General features: G+C 63.2%; 20 protein-coding genes. 13 read left to right on the plus strand and 7 right to left on the minus strand.

Translation table 11 applies throughout. The annotated features are described in order from the left end of the window. Positions 1–34 precede the first annotated feature (34 nt). Entirely contained in the window at positions 35–1,063 is a 1,029-nt protein-coding gene (locus tag AC1D10_RS12335) for a zinc-binding dehydrogenase (protein ID WP_477271966.1), read from the plus strand. A 13-nt stretch (positions 1,064–1,076) separates the two neighbouring features. Next, on the plus strand, positions 1,077–2,060 hold the full coding sequence (locus tag AC1D10_RS12340) for a lipid A biosynthesis lauroyl acyltransferase (RefSeq protein WP_477271968.1): 984 nt from the start codon (positions 1,077–1,079) through the stop codon (positions 2,058–2,060). A 67-nt stretch (positions 2,061–2,127) separates the two neighbouring features. Here the strand turns inward: AC1D10_RS12340 and AC1D10_RS12345 are convergent, their stop codons facing one another. Beyond that, entirely contained in the window at positions 2,128–2,556 is a 429-nt protein-coding gene (locus AC1D10_RS12345; RefSeq protein ID WP_477271970.1) for a L,D-transpeptidase, read from the minus strand. A 222-nt stretch (positions 2,557–2,778) separates the two neighbouring features. Here AC1D10_RS12345 and AC1D10_RS12350 point away from each other — a divergent pair, with 222 nt between their 5' ends. The 5 genes from AC1D10_RS12350 (at position 2,779) to AC1D10_RS12370 (ending at position 9,250) form a co-directional block, all read left to right on the plus strand. Next, positions 2,779–4,059: an acetylornithine deacetylase/succinyl-diaminopimelate desuccinylase family protein gene (locus AC1D10_RS12350; protein ID WP_477271972.1), complete on the plus strand. Its 1,281-nt coding sequence runs from the start codon at positions 2,779–2,781 to the stop codon at positions 4,057–4,059. A gap of 161 nt (positions 4,060–4,220) precedes the next feature. Beyond that, the gene (locus AC1D10_RS12355) at positions 4,221–5,699 is read left to right on the plus strand and encodes an ABC transporter substrate-binding protein (protein WP_477271974.1); all 1,479 of its coding nucleotides are present in this window, start codon (positions 4,221–4,223) and stop codon (positions 5,697–5,699) included. A gap of 118 nt (positions 5,700–5,817) precedes the next feature. Beyond that, positions 5,818–6,765: an ABC transporter permease gene (locus tag AC1D10_RS12360; RefSeq protein ID WP_477271976.1), complete on the plus strand. Its 948-nt coding sequence runs from the start codon at positions 5,818–5,820 to the stop codon at positions 6,763–6,765. Then, a complete protein-coding gene (locus AC1D10_RS12365) occupies positions 6,762–7,631 on the plus strand; it encodes an ABC transporter permease (RefSeq protein ID WP_477271978.1) in 870 nt (289 codons plus the stop codon). The genes AC1D10_RS12360 and AC1D10_RS12365 overlap by 4 nt, the downstream gene beginning before the upstream one ends. Next, complete coding sequence (locus tag AC1D10_RS12370; protein WP_477271980.1) at positions 7,628–9,250, plus strand: ABC transporter ATP-binding protein; 1,623 nt, start codon at positions 7,628–7,630, stop codon at positions 9,248–9,250. Before AC1D10_RS12365 ends, AC1D10_RS12370 begins: the two co-directional genes overlap by 4 nt. A gap of 4 nt (positions 9,251–9,254) precedes the next feature. Here the strand turns inward: AC1D10_RS12370 and AC1D10_RS12375 are convergent, their stop codons facing one another. Continuing rightward, a complete protein-coding gene (locus AC1D10_RS12375; RefSeq protein ID WP_477271982.1) occupies positions 9,255–9,740 on the minus strand; it encodes an NUDIX domain-containing protein in 486 nt (161 codons plus the stop codon). A 45-nt stretch (positions 9,741–9,785) separates the two neighbouring features. Then, positions 9,786–10,217, minus strand: a complete 432-nt coding sequence (locus AC1D10_RS12380; protein ID WP_379096634.1) for a TerB family tellurite resistance protein — start codon at positions 10,215–10,217, stop codon at positions 9,786–9,788. A 151-nt stretch (positions 10,218–10,368) separates the two neighbouring features. On the opposite strand from AC1D10_RS12380, the gene AC1D10_RS12385 reads away from it, so the two are divergent. The 4 genes from AC1D10_RS12385 (at position 10,369) to AC1D10_RS12400 (ending at position 12,803) form a co-directional block, all read left to right on the plus strand. Beyond that, the gene (locus AC1D10_RS12385; protein ID WP_477271985.1) at positions 10,369–11,154 is read left to right on the plus strand and encodes a TSUP family transporter; all 786 of its coding nucleotides are present in this window, start codon (positions 10,369–10,371) and stop codon (positions 11,152–11,154) included. A gap of 53 nt (positions 11,155–11,207) precedes the next feature. After that, on the plus strand, positions 11,208–11,378 hold the full coding sequence (locus AC1D10_RS12390; protein ID WP_023812274.1) for a hypothetical protein: 171 nt from the start codon (positions 11,208–11,210) through the stop codon (positions 11,376–11,378). 102 nt (positions 11,379–11,480) lie between these two features. Continuing rightward, entirely contained in the window at positions 11,481–12,311 is an 831-nt protein-coding gene (locus AC1D10_RS12395; protein ID WP_477271988.1) for a helix-turn-helix domain-containing protein, read from the plus strand. Between the two features lie 72 nt (positions 12,312–12,383). Further along, positions 12,384–12,803, plus strand: a complete 420-nt coding sequence (locus AC1D10_RS12400) for a VOC family protein (protein ID WP_477271990.1) — start codon at positions 12,384–12,386, stop codon at positions 12,801–12,803. Between the two features lie 2 nt (positions 12,804–12,805). Here AC1D10_RS12400 and AC1D10_RS12405 read toward each other — a convergent pair whose 3' ends face one another. Together AC1D10_RS12405 and AC1D10_RS12410 are read right to left on the minus strand one after the other, a co-directional pair. Continuing rightward, complete coding sequence (locus AC1D10_RS12405; RefSeq protein WP_477271992.1) at positions 12,806–14,281, minus strand: cobyric acid synthase; 1,476 nt, start codon at positions 14,279–14,281, stop codon at positions 12,806–12,808. After that, positions 14,281–14,895, minus strand: coding sequence for a dimethylsulfonioproprionate lyase family protein (locus tag AC1D10_RS12410; protein WP_477271994.1), 615 nt, complete (start codon positions 14,893–14,895; stop codon positions 14,281–14,283). The genes AC1D10_RS12405 and AC1D10_RS12410 overlap by 1 nt, the downstream gene beginning before the upstream one ends. 144 nt (positions 14,896–15,039) lie before the next feature. Here AC1D10_RS12410 and AC1D10_RS12415 point away from each other — a divergent pair, with 144 nt between their 5' ends. Both AC1D10_RS12415 and mmsB read left to right on the plus strand, forming a co-directional pair. Further along, positions 15,040–16,206 carry an isobutyryl-CoA dehydrogenase gene (locus AC1D10_RS12415; RefSeq protein ID WP_477271996.1) on the plus strand — a complete coding sequence of 389 codons (1,167 nt, stop codon included), beginning with the start codon at positions 15,040–15,042 and terminating at the stop codon, positions 16,204–16,206. 26 nt (positions 16,207–16,232) lie between these two features. Next, on the plus strand, positions 16,233–17,117 hold the full coding sequence (gene mmsB, locus AC1D10_RS12420) for a 3-hydroxyisobutyrate dehydrogenase (protein WP_477271998.1): 885 nt from the start codon (positions 16,233–16,235) through the stop codon (positions 17,115–17,117). 284 nt (positions 17,118–17,401) lie between these two features. On the opposite strand, the gene AC1D10_RS12425 is transcribed toward mmsB, so the two are convergent. Then, positions 17,402–18,046 carry a cytochrome c oxidase assembly factor Coa1 family protein gene (locus tag AC1D10_RS12425; RefSeq protein WP_477272000.1) on the minus strand — a complete coding sequence of 215 codons (645 nt, stop codon included), beginning with the start codon at positions 18,044–18,046 and terminating at the stop codon, positions 17,402–17,404. A gap of 90 nt (positions 18,047–18,136) precedes the next feature. Continuing rightward, positions 18,137–18,502 carry a hypothetical protein gene (locus tag AC1D10_RS12430; RefSeq protein ID WP_477272002.1) on the minus strand — a complete coding sequence of 122 codons (366 nt, stop codon included), beginning with the start codon at positions 18,500–18,502 and terminating at the stop codon, positions 18,137–18,139. Positions 18,503–18,534: the final 32 nt, after the last annotated feature.

Raw genomic sequence — 18,534 nt, forward strand, 5'->3', positions numbered from 1 at the left:
GACCTTTTTCCGCCAATCAGAACTGACAGGCTCCATGCGCGCACTGCAACTTATCGAGGACCGCCGTCTTGAGACGGTGGACCTGCCGCCTCCGCCACCGCCGGCACTCGGCGAAGTCACGCTGCGCATCAAGGCAGTTGCCTTGAATCACATCGATGTCTGGGGCTGGCGCGGCATGGCCTTCGCCAAGCGCAAGCTCCCGCTGGTCGTCGGCGCCGAGGCCTCAGGCGAGGTCGAGGCGGTCGGTCCCGGCGTTGCCAGCCTGCTGCCTGGGCAATTGGTGTCGATCTACGGCGCGCGCACCTGCGGCTTGTGCCGTGCCTGCCGCGAAGGCCGCGACAATCTCTGCGAACATGTTTCGGGCGTTCACGGCTTCCATCTCGACGGCTTCGCGCAGGAGAAGATCAACCTGCCGGCCCGCCTGCTGGTCCCCGCCCCGCCCGGCGTGACCGATATCGGTGCAGCGGTGGCACCCGTCACCTTCGGCACCGTCGAGCATATGCTGTTCGACAATGCCCGACTGCAGCCCGGCGAGACCATTCTTGTCCATGCCGGCGGCTCCGGCATCGGCTCGGCGGCCATCCAGCTGGCGAAGCGGATGGGCTGCACGATCATCACCACGGTCGGTTCGAACGACAAGATCGACAAGGCCAAGGCGCTCGGCGCCGACCACGTCATCAACTATCGAGACGACCGTTTCGAAGGCGTCGTGCGCAAGCTGACCAAGAAGAAGGGCGTCGATGTCGTCTTCGAACATGTCGGCGCCGACACTTTTGCCGGCTCGATGCTGTGCCTGAAGCGCGGCGGCCGTCTGGTGACCTGCGGCTCCACCTCGGGCGTGTCGACGCAGATCAATTTGATGCAGCTGTTCCAGCAGCAGTTGAAACTGCTCGGCTCCTTCGGCTGCCGTATGGAGAACATGGCCAACGCCATGCAGAAAATGGCGGCGGGACAGGTCGCACCGGTCATCGACACCGAAGTCGGCTTCGACGAGATCGATGCCGCGCTGAAGCGCATGGAAAGCCGCGACGTGTTCGGCAAGATCATCCTGCGCGTCGGCTAGGGCCCTGACCTCAGTGTTCAAGAAGTTTCGCCGGGATCTCAAATTTCGCTATGGCAGGCAGCTGCGCCAGTTGAACTACTGGCTGGTTGCGCGCGCGGCGATGATGATCATCTCGATCCTGCGCCTGCTGCCGGCCGACAGGGCACTGAATTTCGCCGACCGCGTCGCACGCCGTATCGGCCCCTGGGTGGGGCGCCATCAGGTCGCCGTCGACAATCTGCGCAAGGCCTATCCGGAAAAGAGCGAAGCCGAGATCCAGACCATCGCTTCCGACATGTGGGGCAACATGGCTCGCCTCGCCGCAGAATACATCTTCCTCGACGCCCTGTTCGACTACGATCCCGCAGCCACCAGCCCGGGACGCGTCGAGGTCAAGGGGATAGAGCATTTCGTCGAGATCGCCGCCGAAAAGCAGCCGCATATCGTCTTCACCGGCCATCTCGGCAATTTTGAATTGTTGCCGGTGGCCGCCGCCACCTTCGGCATGAACATCACGGCATTGTTTCGTCCGCCCAACAACCCCTACCTCGCCGACTACATCCTTTCGACGCGCCGCTCGACCATGGGATCGCTGCTGCCATCGATGGCCGGCGCTTCGTTTGCATTGGCGGGGGTCCTGGAGAATGGCGGCAACATCGGCATCCTTGTCGACCAGAAATTCTCCAACGGCCTGGAGACGACATTCTTTGGCCGCCCCTGCCAGAGCAATCGGGTGCTGGGCACCCTTGCCCGCCACTACGACTGCGACGTCTATCCGGCGCGCTGCGTCAGGCTGCCGGGTAACCGCTTCCGGCTCGAGATCGAGGACAAGTTGACCTTGCCGCGTACCGCCGACGGCAGCGTCGATGTCCACGCCACCACCCAGCTTCTCGCCGACGTGGTCGAACGCTGGGTGCGTGAAGACCCCGGCCAGTGGATGTGGTTCCACAAAAGATGGGAGATCGGCGGCGGGCGGAGAAAGCGGCCCCCACAGCCGGCTTCGATTGCAAGCACATGAGCCGATCCGCCGGCGGGAAAGCGGGTTCCGCGTCAGCCGACAATACTACGGCAAGCGAAACCGGGCTTCAGTTCGTCACGACAATCCGGGTGTTGCCGAAACCCACTTCCCGCACCATCGAATAGAAGGTTGCGGCATTGGCCGTGTGCAGCCGCACGCAGCCATGCGATGCCGGGCGGCCGAGCTGCCTGACGGCGCCCGTTCCATGGATGGCATAGCCGCCATGGAAGAACACGGAATAAGGCATCGGCGACATATGGTATTTGCGCGAATACCACATCCGGGCGGTACGCTGCGGACGATAGGTGCCGCGCGGCGTGAAATAGCCGGGTCGCGCAGTGGACACGCTCCACCGGTAAACTGAAAAGCCATATCTGACCGTCATCGTCTGTGACGATACGTCTATGTTTGCAACGAGGCTGGCTGCCCAGCCCTGCCCCGCAGCACCGAACAGCATCGCGACAAACACGGCTGCCATGAGAACTGTCTTTTTCATGCGATCAAACCCCTTTGATTGCCCTTTACTTGCCTGCCATCACGTTGTTTTTCATCTTTTTAATGGCTGGTGACCGGGATAACACACACTCCTTGACCAATTCGCCAATGCGATGCAGCGAATTTGAACGATTTCCCGCGATAGTTGCCGCAACGACACGCCGCACGGATCTCATCACCAGCGGGCTTGCAAAACCGTTGATATCGCTGCTCAACTTGTCGCATGAACGAGCGACTCCTCAAGGCAATCGATGACCGGCGCGACGATGTCGTCGCGCTGACCGCAGACCTGATCCGTTTTCCCACCATCAACCCACCCGGCGAGGCTTACAGGCCATGCGCCGAGTTTCTCGGTGCGCGGCTGAAGAAGAGCGGCTTCGAGACCGAATTCATCCGCGCCGAAGGCACGCCCGGCGACACCGATCGCTACCCGCGCGTGAACGTCGTCGCCCGTTTCGACGGGCGGTCGCCCGGCGCCTGCGTCCACTTCAACTCGCATATCGACGTTGTCGAAGCCGGCGACGGTTGGACCGTCGACCCCTTTGCCGGGGTCGTCAGGGACGGCAAGGTCTACGGCCGCGGCGCCTGCGACATGAAGGGCGGCCTGGCCGCCTCGGTCATTGCCGCAGAAGCTTTCATGGAGGTGTTTCCCGACTTTCCCGGCGCCATCGAGATATCGGGCACTGTCGACGAGGAGTCCGGCGGCTTCGGCGGCGTCGCCCATCTGGCCAGGCTCGGCTATTTCTCGAAACCCAGGGTCGACCACGTCATCATTCCCGAGCCGCTGAACAAGGATCGCATCTGCCTTGGTCATCGAGGCGTCTGGTGGGCCGAGATCGAAACCAGGGGCGAGATCGCGCACGGCTCGATGCCGTTCCTTGGCGACAATGCCGTACGCCATATGGGCGCCGTGCTGCAGGCCTTTGAGGACGATCTGTTCCCCGCGCTCGACCGCAAGATGACGCGCATGCCGGTCGTGCCCGAAGGCGCAAGGCGCTCGACCATGAACATCAACTCCATCCATGGTGGCCAGACCGAGGATTTCCGGCCCGGCCTGCCTTCGCCCAACGTGCCCGATTCCTGCCGGCTGACCATCGACCGCCGCTTCCTGCTCGAGGAGGATCTCGACACGGTCAAGGGTGAAGTGACCGGCATTCTCGACCGGCTGAAGCGCGAGCGGAAAAAATTCGACTACGAGATCCGCGACCTGATGGAAGTGCTGCCGCTGATGACGGAGCGCGACGCACCCGTGGTCAAGGCGGTGGCGCAAGGCATCATGGCAATCTTCGACCGCGAACCGGACTATGTCATTTCGCCCGGCACCTACGACCAGAAGCACATTGCCCGCATCGGCCACATCTATGATTGCATCGCCTATGGCCCGGGCATCCTCGACCTCGCCCACCGGCCGGACGAATGGGTCGGGATCTCGGACATGATCGAATCGGCCAAGGTGATGGCGATCGGGCTCAACGTGCTGTTGCGCGGCACAGCCGCGGGATAGCCGCGCATCGCGACAAGCTTCGACCTGCCTATGGCACTGCAACGGCAAAAATATTCCCAGCCATCCTGCCGGGCAGAACGAAACGCAATTTACTCCGTGGCAAAATCACGCTTCTATCGCCCGGGTTTGAGCACGTGTCTGAAACGCATGGGAGTTGCACGATGAGATTGTGGAAAACCATTCTGGCCGCCGCGGTGCTGTCGCTGGCCGCTGGAACCGCGGCATTCGCCGCGCGAACCGATCTCGTCATCGGCATTCCGCTCGAACCGCCGCACCTCGATCCGACGGCCGGTGCCGCCGCGGCGATCGACGAGGTTCTCTACGCCAATGTGTTCGAGGGCCTGACCCGCATCGGACCGAATGGCGAGGTGCTGCCGGATCTGGCCGAAAGCTGGACCATTTCCGATGACGGCAAGGTCTACACCTTCAAGCTGCACACCGGTGTCAAATTCCACGACGGCACCGATTTCGACGCCAGCGACGTGAAATTCTCGCTGGATCGCGCGCGCGCCGACAACTCGGTCAATGCGCAGAAGGGTCTGTTCGCGGCGATCGACAAGGTCGACGTCGTCGATCCGGCAACGGTCAAGGTCACGCTGAAGAACCCGCAAGGCTCCTTCCTCTACAATATGGGCTGGGGCGACGCGGTAATCGTGGCGCCGGAATCGGCCGACACCAACAAGGAGAAGCCGATCGGCACCGGCCCGTTCAAATTCCAGAGCTGGGCCAAGGGATCGTCGATCACGCTGGTCAAATCGGACAATTACTGGGGCACGCCGGCGTTCCTCGACAAGGCCGAGTTCCGCATCGTTCCCGATGCCGCGGCCTATGTGCCGGCACTGCTCTCGGGCGACATCCAGGCTTTCCCGTTCTTCGATGCCGACAGCGTCGCGCAGGTCAAGGACGATCCGCGCTTCAAAGTGGTGATCGGCGCAACCGAAGGTGAAACCCTCCTGTCGATCAACAACAAGAAGCCGCCCTTCGACAAATTGCAGGTCAGGCAAGCGATCTCCTACGCGCTCGACCGCAAGGCGATCATCGACGGTGCCTCGGCGGGCCTCGGCCAGCCGATCGGCTCGCACATGTCGCCGGCCAACAAGGACTATGTCGACCTCACCGGCCGCTATCCGCATGACGTTGCCAAGGCCAAGGAACTGCTGAAGGAGGCAGGCCTCGAGAACGGCTTCAAGGCAACGCTGAAGCTGCCGCCACCTTCTTACGCGCGGCTCGGCGGCGAGATCATCGCCTCGGAGCTTCGCGACGTGGGCATCGATCTAGAGATCGTCCCGGTCGAATGGGCGCAGTGGCTGGATCAGGTGTTCACCAAGAAGGACTACGACCTGACCATCGTCTCGCACACCGAGCCCAACGACATCGATATCTATTCGCGCAAGGATTATTACTTCAACTACGACAATCCGGCCTTCGACAAGGTGATTGCCGATCTGAACCTCACCTCCGACGAAGCCAAGCGCAAGGAACTGCTGGGGCAGGCGCAGAAGATCCTGGCCGATGATGCCGTGGTCGGCTTTCTCTTCGAACTGCCCAAGGTCGGTGTCTGGGACGCCAAGCTGCAGGGGCTGTGGGAAAACGCGCCGATCCAGGCCAATGACCTGACAAAGGTGAAGTGGAGCGAGTGAGGCTGTTGGCCAAAAGGCGACGCTTGCGCTCCTTCGCGTCCCCCTCGGAGGGGGGCGCCGCAGAACGATACCGTAGCCCGATCTTTGGGACCGGGAACGCAGCTGTTCTTTCACCTCCATGACCGCCTATCTCCTCAAGCGCCTTGCCATTGCGCTCGCCACGCTGGTGCTGGCCTCCATGGTGGTATTCGCCGTGCTGGAGATCCTTCCCGGCGATCCGGCGCGGCTGATGCTGGGCATGAACGCCAGTGCCGACCAGGTCGAGCTGCTGCGCAACCAGATGGGTCTCAACGCGCCGCTGCCTTGGCGCTATCTGCACTGGGCCGGCGGCTTGCTCAGCCTCGATTTCGGCCGCTCCTACACCTATTCGGTACCGGTCATCGATCTGGTGCGCGAAAGGCTTGCCGTCTCGCTGCCGTTGGCGCTGATCGCGCTGGCGCTCTCGACCCTCATCGCCATCCCGGTCGGCCTGTTTTCCGCCAGCCGGCGCGGACGCGCGGGCGACACGGTGGCGATGGGCGCCGCACAGCTTGGCGTCGCCGTTCCCAATTTCTGGTTCGCGCTGATGCTGATCTATGTCTTCGCCGTGTGGCTGCGGCTGGTCCCGGCCGGCGGCTTTCCCGGCTGGAGCGCCGGCGTCTGGCCGGCGCTGAAATCGCTGCTGCTGCCGGCAGTGGCGCTTGCCTTGCCGCAAGCGGCGATCCTGGCACGCGTTACCCGCTCGGCGCTGATCGAGGTGCTCAACGAGGACTATATCCGCACCGCCCGCGCCAAGGGCCTGCCCTATCGCGCCGTGTTGTGGCGGCACGCGCTGCGCAACGCCATGATCCCGGTGCTGACCATCCTTGGCCTGCAATTCGCCTTCCTGCTTGCCGGCACAATCATCATCGAGAATGTCTTCTACCTGCCCGGCCTCGGCCGGCTGGTGTTCCAGGCGATCACCCAGCGCGACCTGATCGTCGTCGAAAGCGTCGTCATGCTGCTGGTTGCCGCCGTCATAGCCGTCAACCTCCTCGTCGATCTTTCCTATGCGATCGTCGATCCGCGCCTGAGAGGCCGGCAATGACGCTGCACATCGACATCCCCGAGGAGACGTTCAGCAGCATCCTGGCCAAGGCGTTCAGGAACACCGCCTTCGTTACCGGTTTCGTCATCACCTTGCTGATCCTGGCGATGGCGATCGTCTCCTATGGCTGGACGCCCTACGATGTCACGAAACTCGTGATATCCGACAAGACGCAAGCGCCCTCGCTGGCGCACTGGTTCGGCACCGACCATTTCGGCCGTGACATCCTGTCGATGGTCATGGTCGGCGCCCGCAATTCGATTGCCGTGGCGCTCGTCGCGGTCGGCATCGGCATGGGTGTCGGCGTCCCGCTCGGTGCCTTTGCCGCGGCCCGCGGCGGCCTCGTCGACGAGGCGCTGATGCGGCTGAACGACCTCGTCTTCGCCTTCCCTGCGCTGCTGTCGGCGATCATGATCACCGCCATCTTCGGGCCGGGCGCCGTCAATGCCATCATCGCCATCGGCATCTTCAACATTCCGGTGTTCGCGCGCGTCGCCCGAGCCGGCGCGCTGGCGATCTGGCCGCGCGAGTTCATTCTTGCCGCGCGCGCCGCCGGCAAGAGCAGCACGCAGATCAGCATCGAACATGTGCTGCCCAACATCGCTACGCTGCTCCTGGTACAAGGCACCATCCAGTTCGCGCTCGGCATCCTGGCCGAAGCCGGGCTTTCCTATTTGGGCCTGGGCGCGCAGCCGCCAATGCCGAGTTGGGGCCGCATGCTGTTCGACGCGCAGACCCGCATGGTGGTGGCGCCATGGATGGCGATCTTTCCCGGCATGGCGATCGTGGTCACCGTGCTTGGGCTCAACCTCCTGGGCGACGGCATCGCCGATATCCTCGACCCGAAATCGCGGCGGCAGCGATGAGCCTGCTCGACATCGAGAACCTGTCGCTGACCATCGGCGACACGCCAATTCTGAGCGGTATCGACCTTTCCGTCGCGCCCGGCGAAGTGATGGGCCTGGTCGGTGAGTCCGGCTCGGGCAAGTCGATGACCGCGCTGACGATGATGCAGCTTCTGCCTTGGGCCGCGCGTGCCACCGGGCGCGTCACCTTCGACGGCATCGACATCCTTGCGGCTACCGAGGACCAGATGTGCGCGCTGCGCGGCGACGACATCGGCATGGTGTTCCAGGAGCCGATGACGGCGCTCAATCCGGTCAAGACCATCGGCGAACAGGTCGCCGAAGGCATACGCTGGCACACCAAAGCAAGCCGCGCCGACGCCGAGGAGCGGGCGCGAAAAATGCTCGACCGCGTCGGCTTGCCCTCGGCGAAATTCCCGCTGTCGCGCTATCCGCACGAACTGTCGGGCGGCCAGCGCCAGCGCGTCGTCATCGCCATCGCCTGTGCGCTGAAACCCAAACTGCTGATCGCCGACGAGCCGACCACGGCGCTCGACGTGGTGCTGCAGGCACAAATCCTTGACCTGTTGCGCGACCTCGTCGCCGAGAGCCGCATGGGCCTGCTCCTGATTTCGCACGACCTCGCGGTGGTAACCGAGATGGCGGACCGCATCACCATTCTGCGTCGTGGCGAGGTGATGGAAGCCGGCGACACGGCACGCACGCTGTCGCAACAACTCCACCCCTACACGCGCCAGTTGGCGCAAGCCTCGATGCATGTGCCGGCGCGGGCAAGACCGCATGGCGTCGAATCGGGCCAACCCTTGCTTCAAGTCGAGGGCGTGACCCGCGACTATCCCGGCCGGCGCACATCGCTGTTCAGGCGAGCAGCCTCGATTCGTGCCGTGGACGACGTATCACTGTCGATGGCGCCGGGCCAGTCGGTGGCGCTGGTCGGACGCTCCGGCTGCGGCAAGTCAACGCTCGCGCGCATCATCCTGGCGCTGGACCGGCCAAGCTCGGGCACGATCCGGTTTCGCGGCGAGACCATGACCGGCAAGAACGAAGCGGAACTGAAGCCTGCCAGACGCGATATGCAGGTTGTCTTCCAGGACCCCTATGGCTCCTTCGACCCGCGCCAGAAGGTTGAAAAACTGGTCGCCGAACCCCTGCATGTGCTGGACAAGAAGCCGACGCGCGCCGAGCGCCGCGAGATGGTGGCGGACGCGCTGCACGAAGTCGGCCTCGACCAGCGCGACATGGACAAATATCCGCACGAATTTTCAGGTGGCCAGCGCCAGCGCCTGTCGATCGCCCGCGCCATCATCACGCGCCCCAAGCTCCTCGTCGCCGACGAGCCGGTCTCGGCGCTCGACGTTTCGATCCGCGCCCAGATCCTCGACCTGTTCGCAGAGCTCAACCAGAAACTCGGCATCGCTTATCTCTTCATCACCCACGACCTGACCGTCGCCCGCGCCATCACGGACGAGGTGCTGGTCATGCATGACGGCAAGATCGTCGAGCGCGGCAACACGAACGAGGTGCTGGATCACCCGCAATCCGAAGCAGCCAAGGCGCTGGTCACCGCCGCTCCCGATTTGCACCGGGCGATCGCTCGACGAATGCAGGAGCAGGGTTAGCCCTTCAGATCATCTGGAATTTTCCGGTGGTCTTGAATCGCAGATAGGCCTCGATGCTGCGCGCCATATTGGGCAGCGTTTCGGGCAAGCTGTCGACGGCGAACCAGCCGACCGCGCTGCTCTCGTCGTCGGTGACGGCCGGCTCGCCTTCAAACGATCGCGTGTAGAACATCAGCGCGAAGAACTGGGCGCGATCGCCATTCGGAAACTGGAAGGTTTCATGGCGCGGGTCACAGCCAAACCCGAACGGCTCGACATCGCTGACGATCAACCCGGTTTCCTCGAGTACCTCCCGGATCACCACGGTCTCCAGGCCCTCGCCTTCCTCGGCACTGCCGCCGGGCAGGCCCCACAAGCCAAAATCGGTCCGTTTCTGCAACAGGATGCGGCCATCGGCGCGTTCGATGACGATGCGCGCGCCCGGCATCAGCACCAGACGATCACCGATCAGCGCCCGCAACTGTCCCAGATAGCTATCGGCAAAGCTCACACAAACGGCCCTCAGCGCCGGCGATTGGTTCTGCCACGCAGCGCCTCAGCCTTCCGGCTTGACCACGTCGACCGGACTGATGTCGAGCAGGTCGAGCGTGCGGCGGAGCAGCCGCACCTCGCTCTCGGCCAGCTGCGAATCCGCCTTGGCGATCTCGGCCATGTGGCGGGCCAATTGCTTGCGCCGCTCGATGTCGAGGTCACGGAACAGCGCAATGGCCTGCGAGCCGTTGGTCTCGTAGCCGAACTCGTTGAGATATTCGATGACGCTGTCGATGCTGGTTTCGGCGATGCCGAAGGCGTCCTTGCAGATCCTCCGGAAGGCAACCATCTCACTCTCGCTGACCGACCCGTCGGCCAGGATCATGCGGAACAGCATCAGAAGTTCCGCTGACAAGACCGGATCGTCCGCCACCTTGCGCACGCCCGGGTCGCCGTCGAAGATCGAGCGTATCTGGTCCAGCAATGCGAATGCCATCAGGGGCCTCTTTCCGATTCAGATGCGTCGCATGATTCCGTCCAAGAGCGACGCGCTTGGATAGAGGTAGCGCGGAATCGGCCTTGCGCAAACAGGGCGGTCGTGGTCGAACGCCCGATATCTCAGCCGACCGGACATCTCCATATATCAAATGATCGACCTTAGCACTCATACCGTCGCCATGCTGGCGTTCGCCGGCTTTGCCGCGGGTTTTGTCGATTCGATCGCCGGCGGTGGCGGATTGATCACCATCCCGGCGTTGCTGCTTGCCGGTTTCTCGCCGGTCGAAGCGCTTGGAACCAACAAATTGCAGGGCATGTTCGGCTCCGGGTCGGCGACGATCCACTATGCGTCCAAGGGTCATGTCGACCTGCGCCGGCAATTGCCGTCAGCGCTGCTTGCGCTTGCCGGAAGTGCTGTCGGCGCCTTGCTGGCAACGATCGTGCCAGGCGATCTCTTGCGCGCCCTCCTGCCCCTGGTGCTGATCGCCATCGCGCTCTACTTCGCGCTCAAGCCAAACATGAACGACGTCGACCGCACTGAGCGCCTGTCGCCATTCCTGTTCGGAGTGACCCTGGTTCCCGCCATCGGCTTCTATGACGGCCTGTTCGGACCGGGCGCCGGCTCCTTCTACATGCTGGCCTTCGTCGCCCTTGCTGGATACGGCGTGCTCAAGGCGACAGCGCACACCAAGCTGCTCAATTTCGCCTCCAACATCGGCGGCTTCATCGTCTTCGCCGCTGTCGGTGTCGTCTACTGGAAGATCGGCCTGATGATGGGTGTTGCCCAGTTCCTTGGCGCCCGCGTCGGCGCCAGCTTGGCCATGCGCGTCGGCGCAAGACTGATCAAGCCATTGCTGGTGATCGTCTGCCTGGCGCTGGCCGTGAAGCTCCTGGCCGACCCGGCGAACCCGCTGCGTGTCATGATTGGTGTGTGATCACGCGCCCTGATAGAATGCCGCTGTTCGAATCATGTTGCGAGGAGCCAGACATGAATCTTAGCGCACCCACCCAGATCGTTTTTATCATTTCCGTTGTTATCGCCATCATCGGCGTTCTTGCCGCGCTTGGCGTTCTTGCGTTTATTCCACTCGCATCGGTGTGGATTGTTCTTATTGCTTTCATCGTGCTTGCCGGCGGCTGCTTGATGCGCGGCGCCTGACACGTTTCCCTTGAAGTGGGGACCATGAGCGCCCGGCCAAAAGCCGGGCGTTTTTGATTCTGGTCTGAGGTCTGCTAGATTTCTGTCCGTTGAAGGATGCCGATGCCAGTCGAGATGCAACGCCAGCAGGAACAGGACCGGTCGGTCGCCGGGCGGTTCGAGATGCGCCGGCGTATTCCCAATCCTGCACTTCAAGGCACTATCACCGACATTTGCGGCTATCGCGAAATGGCGCCGGGCCATTTGCGCAATGTCGAATACGCATCGCTGACCGTGCCGCTGGTCATCAGCTTCGCCGAGCCTTTCGCCATCGGACTCGGCAAGGCGCCGGGTGACAATGACCGCTTCGCCAGTTTCGCCGCCGGCCTCTATGCCGGACCGGTGGTGATCGAATCCTTCGGCGGCGCCTGCTGCGTTCAGGTCAACTTCACACCGCTTGGCGCACGCCGGTTCTTCCGCCGGCCGATGAGCGAACTGACCGACAGCATGATCGTCCTCGACGACGTGCTTGGCGCCGAAGGCATGGCGCTGCGTGAACGGCTCGGCAACGCGCCGGACTGGTCGGCGCGTTTCGATATCGCCGAAGCCTTCGTCGCCGCCCGTCTCGACCATGCCGCCGAAACGCCGCTCGAGATCGCCTGGGCCTATGACCGCATCATCACCTCTGGTGGCCGGACCCGCATCTCATCGCTTGCCGAAAGGCTGGGCTGGAGCCGCAAACATCTTGCCAGCGGCTTTTCCAATGCGATCGGTATCGGCCCCAAGACGCTGTCGCGCATCGTGCGCTTCAACCGGGCGCTCGGCCTGTCGAGGCAGCCGACTGCCGACTGGGCGGATATCGCCGCGGACTGCGGCTATGCCGACCAGGCGCATCTGGTGCGTGAGTTCCGCGACCTTGCCGGAGAGACGCCGACCGCACTTTCGGTCAGGTAACATTTCTTCAAGACGATGGAACGGCCTTCGACCAAAATTGGGATATCGACCAACCCGGATGAAGGAGTTTTCATGCCCACCACCACTGAAGCACCCCGCCTCTACCCCGCGTTGCGCTACAAGAACGCGGCAAGAATGATCGACTGGCTGTGCGACGCCTTCGGCTTCAGCGTCCGTGCCCGTTATGGCGAAGGCGATGTCGTGCACCATGCCGAATTGGTTTTCGGCTCTTCGATGATCATGCTCGGCACAGTGCGCGACGACGACTACGGCAAGATGGTGGGCGAGCCCGGCTCAGGCGGCGGCAAGTCGATCTACATTGCCGTCGACGACGCCGATGCCGCCTATGCCAAAGCCAGAAAGGCCGGCGCCACGATCATCCAGGAATTGACCAACCGCGACTATGGCAGCCGCGAGTTCATCTGCCGCGATCCGGAAGGCAGTGTCTGGTCGTTCGGCACCTACTGGCCGAAGGCAGGCGAAAAGGCGTAACCCTACCGGGCCAGCGCGAAAATCGCGTCGCAGTCGAGGTGGGTTTCCAACTCGGCTGCGACCTCGTCCAGCGCCCGCTCGACTTCGGCCCGATAGTCGATGCCGCCACCCTTGATACCGAGGCTTTCGAGGAATTTCCCGCGAAAGCCGTCGGCGCCGAACAGGCCATGCAGATAGGTGCCGACCACCTTGCCGTCAGCGGAAACGGCGCCATCCTCGACGCCATTGATAATCGCCGACGGTCGCACCAAGTCCGGACCGGTGGTGCGGCCGAGGTGGATTTCGTAGCCTTCGAGCGGTAGGTCGAACAGCACCGAGCGGGCGCTGACATTGCGCACCGTCTTTTCCGGTTCCATCACTGTTTCGACATCGAGCAGGCCGAGCCCTTCGGCCTCGGTGACGCTGCCTTCGATGCCGTCAGGGTCGCGCACTGTCCGGCCAAGCATCTGGAAGCCGCCGCAAATGCCGACGACATGGCCGCCCCGCTTGCGATGCGCGAGCAGATCGCCATCCCAGCCGTTCTCGCGGAATTTCAGGAGATCACCGATCGTCGACTTGGAGCCGGGGAGGATCACCAGTCCGGCATCGGCGGGCAGCGGCTTTCCCGGCGGCACGAACACCACCTCGACCTGCGGTTCGGCCTTGAGCGGATCGAGATCGTCGAAATTGGCAATGCGGCCTAGCATCGGCACGGCAATCTTGAGCGCACGCGTCTCGCCGGACACCAGCCGTTCCAGCACCACCGAATCCTCCGAAGGCAAGCGTGCTGCCGCCCTCAGCCACGGCACGACGCCAAAACAGCGCCAGCCGGTGAATCCTGTGATCGACCTTAAGCCGTCGTCGAACAGCGAGACGTCGCCGCGGAACTTGTTGATGAGGTAGCCGACGATCATGCGTCGGTCTTCTTCCGGCAAGATCAGATGCGTGCCGGCGATTGAGGCGATGACGCCGCCGCGATCGATGTCACCGACCAGCACCACCGGCACGTCGGCGCGCGTCGCAAAACCCATATTGGCAATGTCGCGGCTGCGGAGATTGATCTCCGCCGGCGAACCGGCGCCCTCGACGATGACCAGATCGGCGCCCTCGCCAACCTTGCCCCAGGAGTCGAGCACGGCATCCATCAGCCGGCCCTTCAGCGCCTGATAGTCGCGCGCACGCGCTTCGCCAAACACCTTGCCCTGCACAATGATCTGGGCGCCGACATCGGTTTGCGGCTTGAGCAGCACCGGGTTCATATGCACCGATGGCACCACACCGCATGCGATCGCCTGCAGCCATTGCGCGCGGCCGATCTCGCCACCACCGGCATTGGTGTCGCCGGGAATGTCGGCGACGGCGGCATTGTTCGACATGTTCTGCGGCTTGAAGGGCCGCACCTTCAACCCGCGCTTTTTTGCTGCGCGGCAGAGGCCGGCGACCAGCACCGTCTTGCCAACATCGGAGCCTGTGCCCTGCAGCATGATCGCCTTGGCCATCAGTTCCTGCCCTGAGTAGCGGTGGCGGTAATCGTGGATTTCGCCGCCAGCGGCCCGCCGCGCCAGATGTAAAGCGCCAGCAATGGCTCTTCGGCCGTTCGCATGGCGTGGTTGACGTTGGAGGCGTGGTGGACGACCTCGCCGGCCGCGCGCCGGCGAAAGCCGCCCTCACCCATGCGCCATTCGGTCCCGCCGGTCAGCGGAATGTAGATTTCCTCGGCAACGTGATGATGGTCGGGATAGACGATTTCGGGGCCAAGGATCAGCAGGCCAGCGGCGACATCGTCGTTGGCGAAGTGGCCACGCGTGCCGAACATCTCCAGCCAGCCGTAATTGTCGATGAATGCCTTGCCGAAATCCGCCTCGCCATAGGTCTGTCCCCAGCGAAGATCGTCCCGGTGCTCGGCCAGCCATTGCACCAGCGGCTTGGCAGCCAGCGACGCCAGTTCCACGGCGCGATCGAGGTGGCGCAGGCAGCCAAGCCGATGCGGCTCCAGCGCGCGAACTGGCATGTCCCAGGCGATCCGCGCCACGGCGTCGCGCACCAGGGTGTCATCCACGGAAGCGAGATAGGTGTGGAACCGTTCCAGCAGCTCATCGAATTTTGTCGTCACATCTTGCTCCGGACATGCATTGGTGCACAGCCGCTCCGCGGAAGGTCGGGTTGCGCGGCGGCATCATTGGTCTAGATTGGTCTGCGCGAAAAGCCAAAAACGACAGGCCAGCGAGCTAGCTGGCCAGCACATAGGGAGCACGCCATGGACGCCGCGGTCGATGCGAGCACCAGCCAGTTCGAACTCAACGAGGAGCAGCGCGCCATCCAGGAGATGGCGCAGGCGTTCGCCGCCGACCGCGTCGCGCCGAACGCGCTCGACTGGGATCGCAGGAAACACTTTCCCGCCGACGTGATCCGCGAGACCGGCCCGCTCGGCCTCGGCGGCATTTACACCCGTGACGATGTCGGCGGTTCCGCGCTTGGCCGACTCGACGCCGTGCTGATCTTCGAGGCGCTGTCGCAGGCCGATCCGGCCTTTTCATCGTTCATCTCGATCCACAACATGGTGGCCTCGATGATCGACCGTTTCGGCAATGACGAGCAGCGCCAGCGCTTCCTGCCCAAGCTCACCTCGATGGAATGGCTGGCGAGTTATTGCCTGACCGAACCCGGTTCCGGATCCGACGCCGCGGCGCTGAAGACGCGCGCGGTGAAGAGCGGCGGCGACTATGTGCTGAACGGTACCAAGCAGTTCATCTCGGGCGCCGGCGACAGCGACGTCTACGCCGTCATGGTGCGCACCGGCGCCGACGGGCCGAAAGGCATTTCCACCATTGTTGTACCAAAAGATGCGCCTGGCCTTTCCTTCGGTGCCAACGAGCACAAGATGGGCTGGCACATGCAGTCGACCCGACAGGTCATCTTCGAGGACTGCAAGGTGCCGGCGGAAAACCTGCTGTCGGGCGAAGGCGCCGGCTTCGGCATCGCCATGGCGGGGCTCGACGGCGGCCGGCTGAACATCGCCGCCTGTTCGCTGGGCGGCGCGCAATCGGCGCTCGACAAGGCGCTCTCCTACACCGCCGAGCGCAAGGCTTTCGGCTCCAAGATCAACCAGTTTCAGGCGCTGCAGTTCAGGCTGGCCGACATGGAGACCGAGCTGCAGGCGGCGCGCATCTTCCTCTATGCCGCCGCCTCGAAGCTCGACCGCAAGGCGCCGGATGCCGGCAAATGGTCGGCCATGGCTAAGCGCTTCGTCACCGACACCGGATTCAATGTCGCCAACGATGCACTGCAACTGCTCGGCGGTTACGGCTATCTGCACGATTACGGCATCGAGAAGCTGGTGCGGGACCTGCGCGTGCACCAGATCCTTGAAGGCACCAACGAGATCATGCGCGTCATCATCGCGCGGGCGTTGATTGGCCGCTGACGCCAGAAGAACCCGGGAGAGAGACAATGACGACGATCGCCTTCATCGGCCTCGGCAACATGGGCAATCCAATGGCCGCCAACCTGGTCAAGGCCGGGCATGCCGTGCATGGCTTCGACCTGATGCCGGAGAATCTGGCGGTCGCGCGCGAGCATGGCGTCGTCATCATGGCCAACGCGCCGGCCGCGGTGAAGGACGCCGATGTGGTGATCACCATGCTGCCGGCCGGTAAGCATGTGTTGTCGGTCTATGAAGACATTGCCCCCAGGGCGAAAAAGGCCGCGTTGTTCATCGATTCCTCGACCATCGACGTCGAATCGGCGCGCAAGGCGCATGCCGTCGCCGCCAAACACGGCCTACGGTCCATCGATGCGCCCGTCTCGGGCGGAACCGGCGGCGCGGCGGCCGGCACGCTGACCTTCATGGCCGGTGGTTCCGACGATGCCTTCGCCGCCGCCGAGCCGATCCTGAAGCCGATGGCCGGGCGCATCGTCCATTGCGGCGGCGACGGCGCCGGACAGGCGGCCAAGATTTGCAACAACATGATCCTCGGCATTTCCATGATCGGCGTCGCCGAAGCCTTCGTGCTGGCGGAAAAGCTCGGCCTGTCGCATCAGGCGCTGTTTGATGTCGCCTCGACATCTTCCGGCCAGTGCTGGTCGTTGACCACCTATTGTCCCGTGCCCGGCCCTGTGCCGACATCGCCCGCCAACCGCGACTACAAGCCCGGCTTTGCCGCCGCACTGATGCTGAAGGACCTGAAGCTGGCGCAGGAAGCAGCACAAGGTTCCGGCGCGGTGACCCCGCTTGGTGCCGAGGCAGCCCAGCTCTATGCGCTGTTCAACGCTCAGGGGCATGCGGGCGCCGATTTTTCCGGCATCATTAATTTTCTGCGCGGCGCAAATCCATAAACTACTAAAATGACTGGGTTTTTTCGCACATCTTGAGAGAAACCCCGTGAAATTTAGGTTTGCTTAAGGTCTCGATAACCCCCCGGTAACGATGTCTCTATAAAACGGAATGCGAGGCGGACATATCGCGTCCGCCCGGCGCTCCGGATCAGGTCTCGCGTACCGGAGCCCGTAAGTTTCGCCAAGTGTTTGAGTAGCGAAGTGCCGTGCGTATCTGGCAAAAGCCGCGTTCCCGATGGAGCGCGGTTTTTGCGTTTCTGCGGGTCTGTCTGCGCAACCTGGTTTTATATTCCGATTGCCGCATTCGGGATCGAGACATGATCTTCGTTGATCAGCACGATCGGAGCATCGGCTCCCTCGACCCTGACCACCAGCAGGCGCAGGCTCCACGTGCCGGCCGTCCGGACAGCGGTTGAGTACGCGGTGCCCTTGCCCGTGGCGCCATGGACCGGAATGCTGAACTGGGCGTCGCCCGCCCCATTCGCATTGACATTGAGATGGCCACCGACCCAGAAACTGTCGGCCACGCCATCACCGAGAGCGGTCTTGACGCGATCGTCGGCGCGTAGCTTGTCCATCGTCATGTGATAGGCATCGCTGCCTTTCAGGACGTAGGGGATGCCGCCGACTATCGCCGCACAGCCGCCGATGCTGACCACCCAGACGGCAAGGCCGGCGATTGCCCAGTTGCGTTGCGTCTTGCGGAACTGTTCCGCGTCGCGCCAGACGCGGTTCTGCCAGGCCCAGCGGCTGCCGCGCGCACCCAGCACGATGATCATGATGATGTTGACGACAGGGATCAGCGCCAGCAGGGCGATGAAGGTGCTGTTGCCGATACCCCAGATCCAGTTGAGGAAGAAGGCGCCCCAGTTCCAGCGGTCGAGTTCAGCCGGAATTTCGGCGGGCTGGTTGAGCGGTTGTCCGGCCATAATGTTCCCCATCGGCAGATGTGCCTGACAGGGTTCTAACGTATGACCTCGAAAAACGGGAATCGGTTTTTCTGGATCGGCCTTTCGTTGTCAGGCCTTGTTGGACAGCCGGCGAAAGTTCGCTTTCACCGCGCGGCTGGCCGGCTTCAGCGCGGCGCTGATCGACTGTTCGGCCGCGACGCCGTTCAGCAGCGACGGTGTGCGGCCGGAAAAGATTTCCGGCCAGAACCGCGACACCGACTGCAGGAAAGACATCTGCGCCGCAAGCGCGCCTTCGGTCATTGCCACGGTCTTCTCGTTTACCGCACGCGCCGTCTCGGTGCCCCATGGCTGGCTGCTCCCGGCATCCATGGCCATCAACGGCAGCCGCATCATCGCCACCAGCGGCGCCAGCATCAGGTCACCGCCAATGCTGGCCGCTTCTGGCGTCCGTCGGCTCTTGCCGGTCTTTCTCATGAAAACAAACCCCTTTTTCGCGGCCGAATCAG

Source organism: Mesorhizobium sp. P2_A8 (assembly GCF_056404935.1).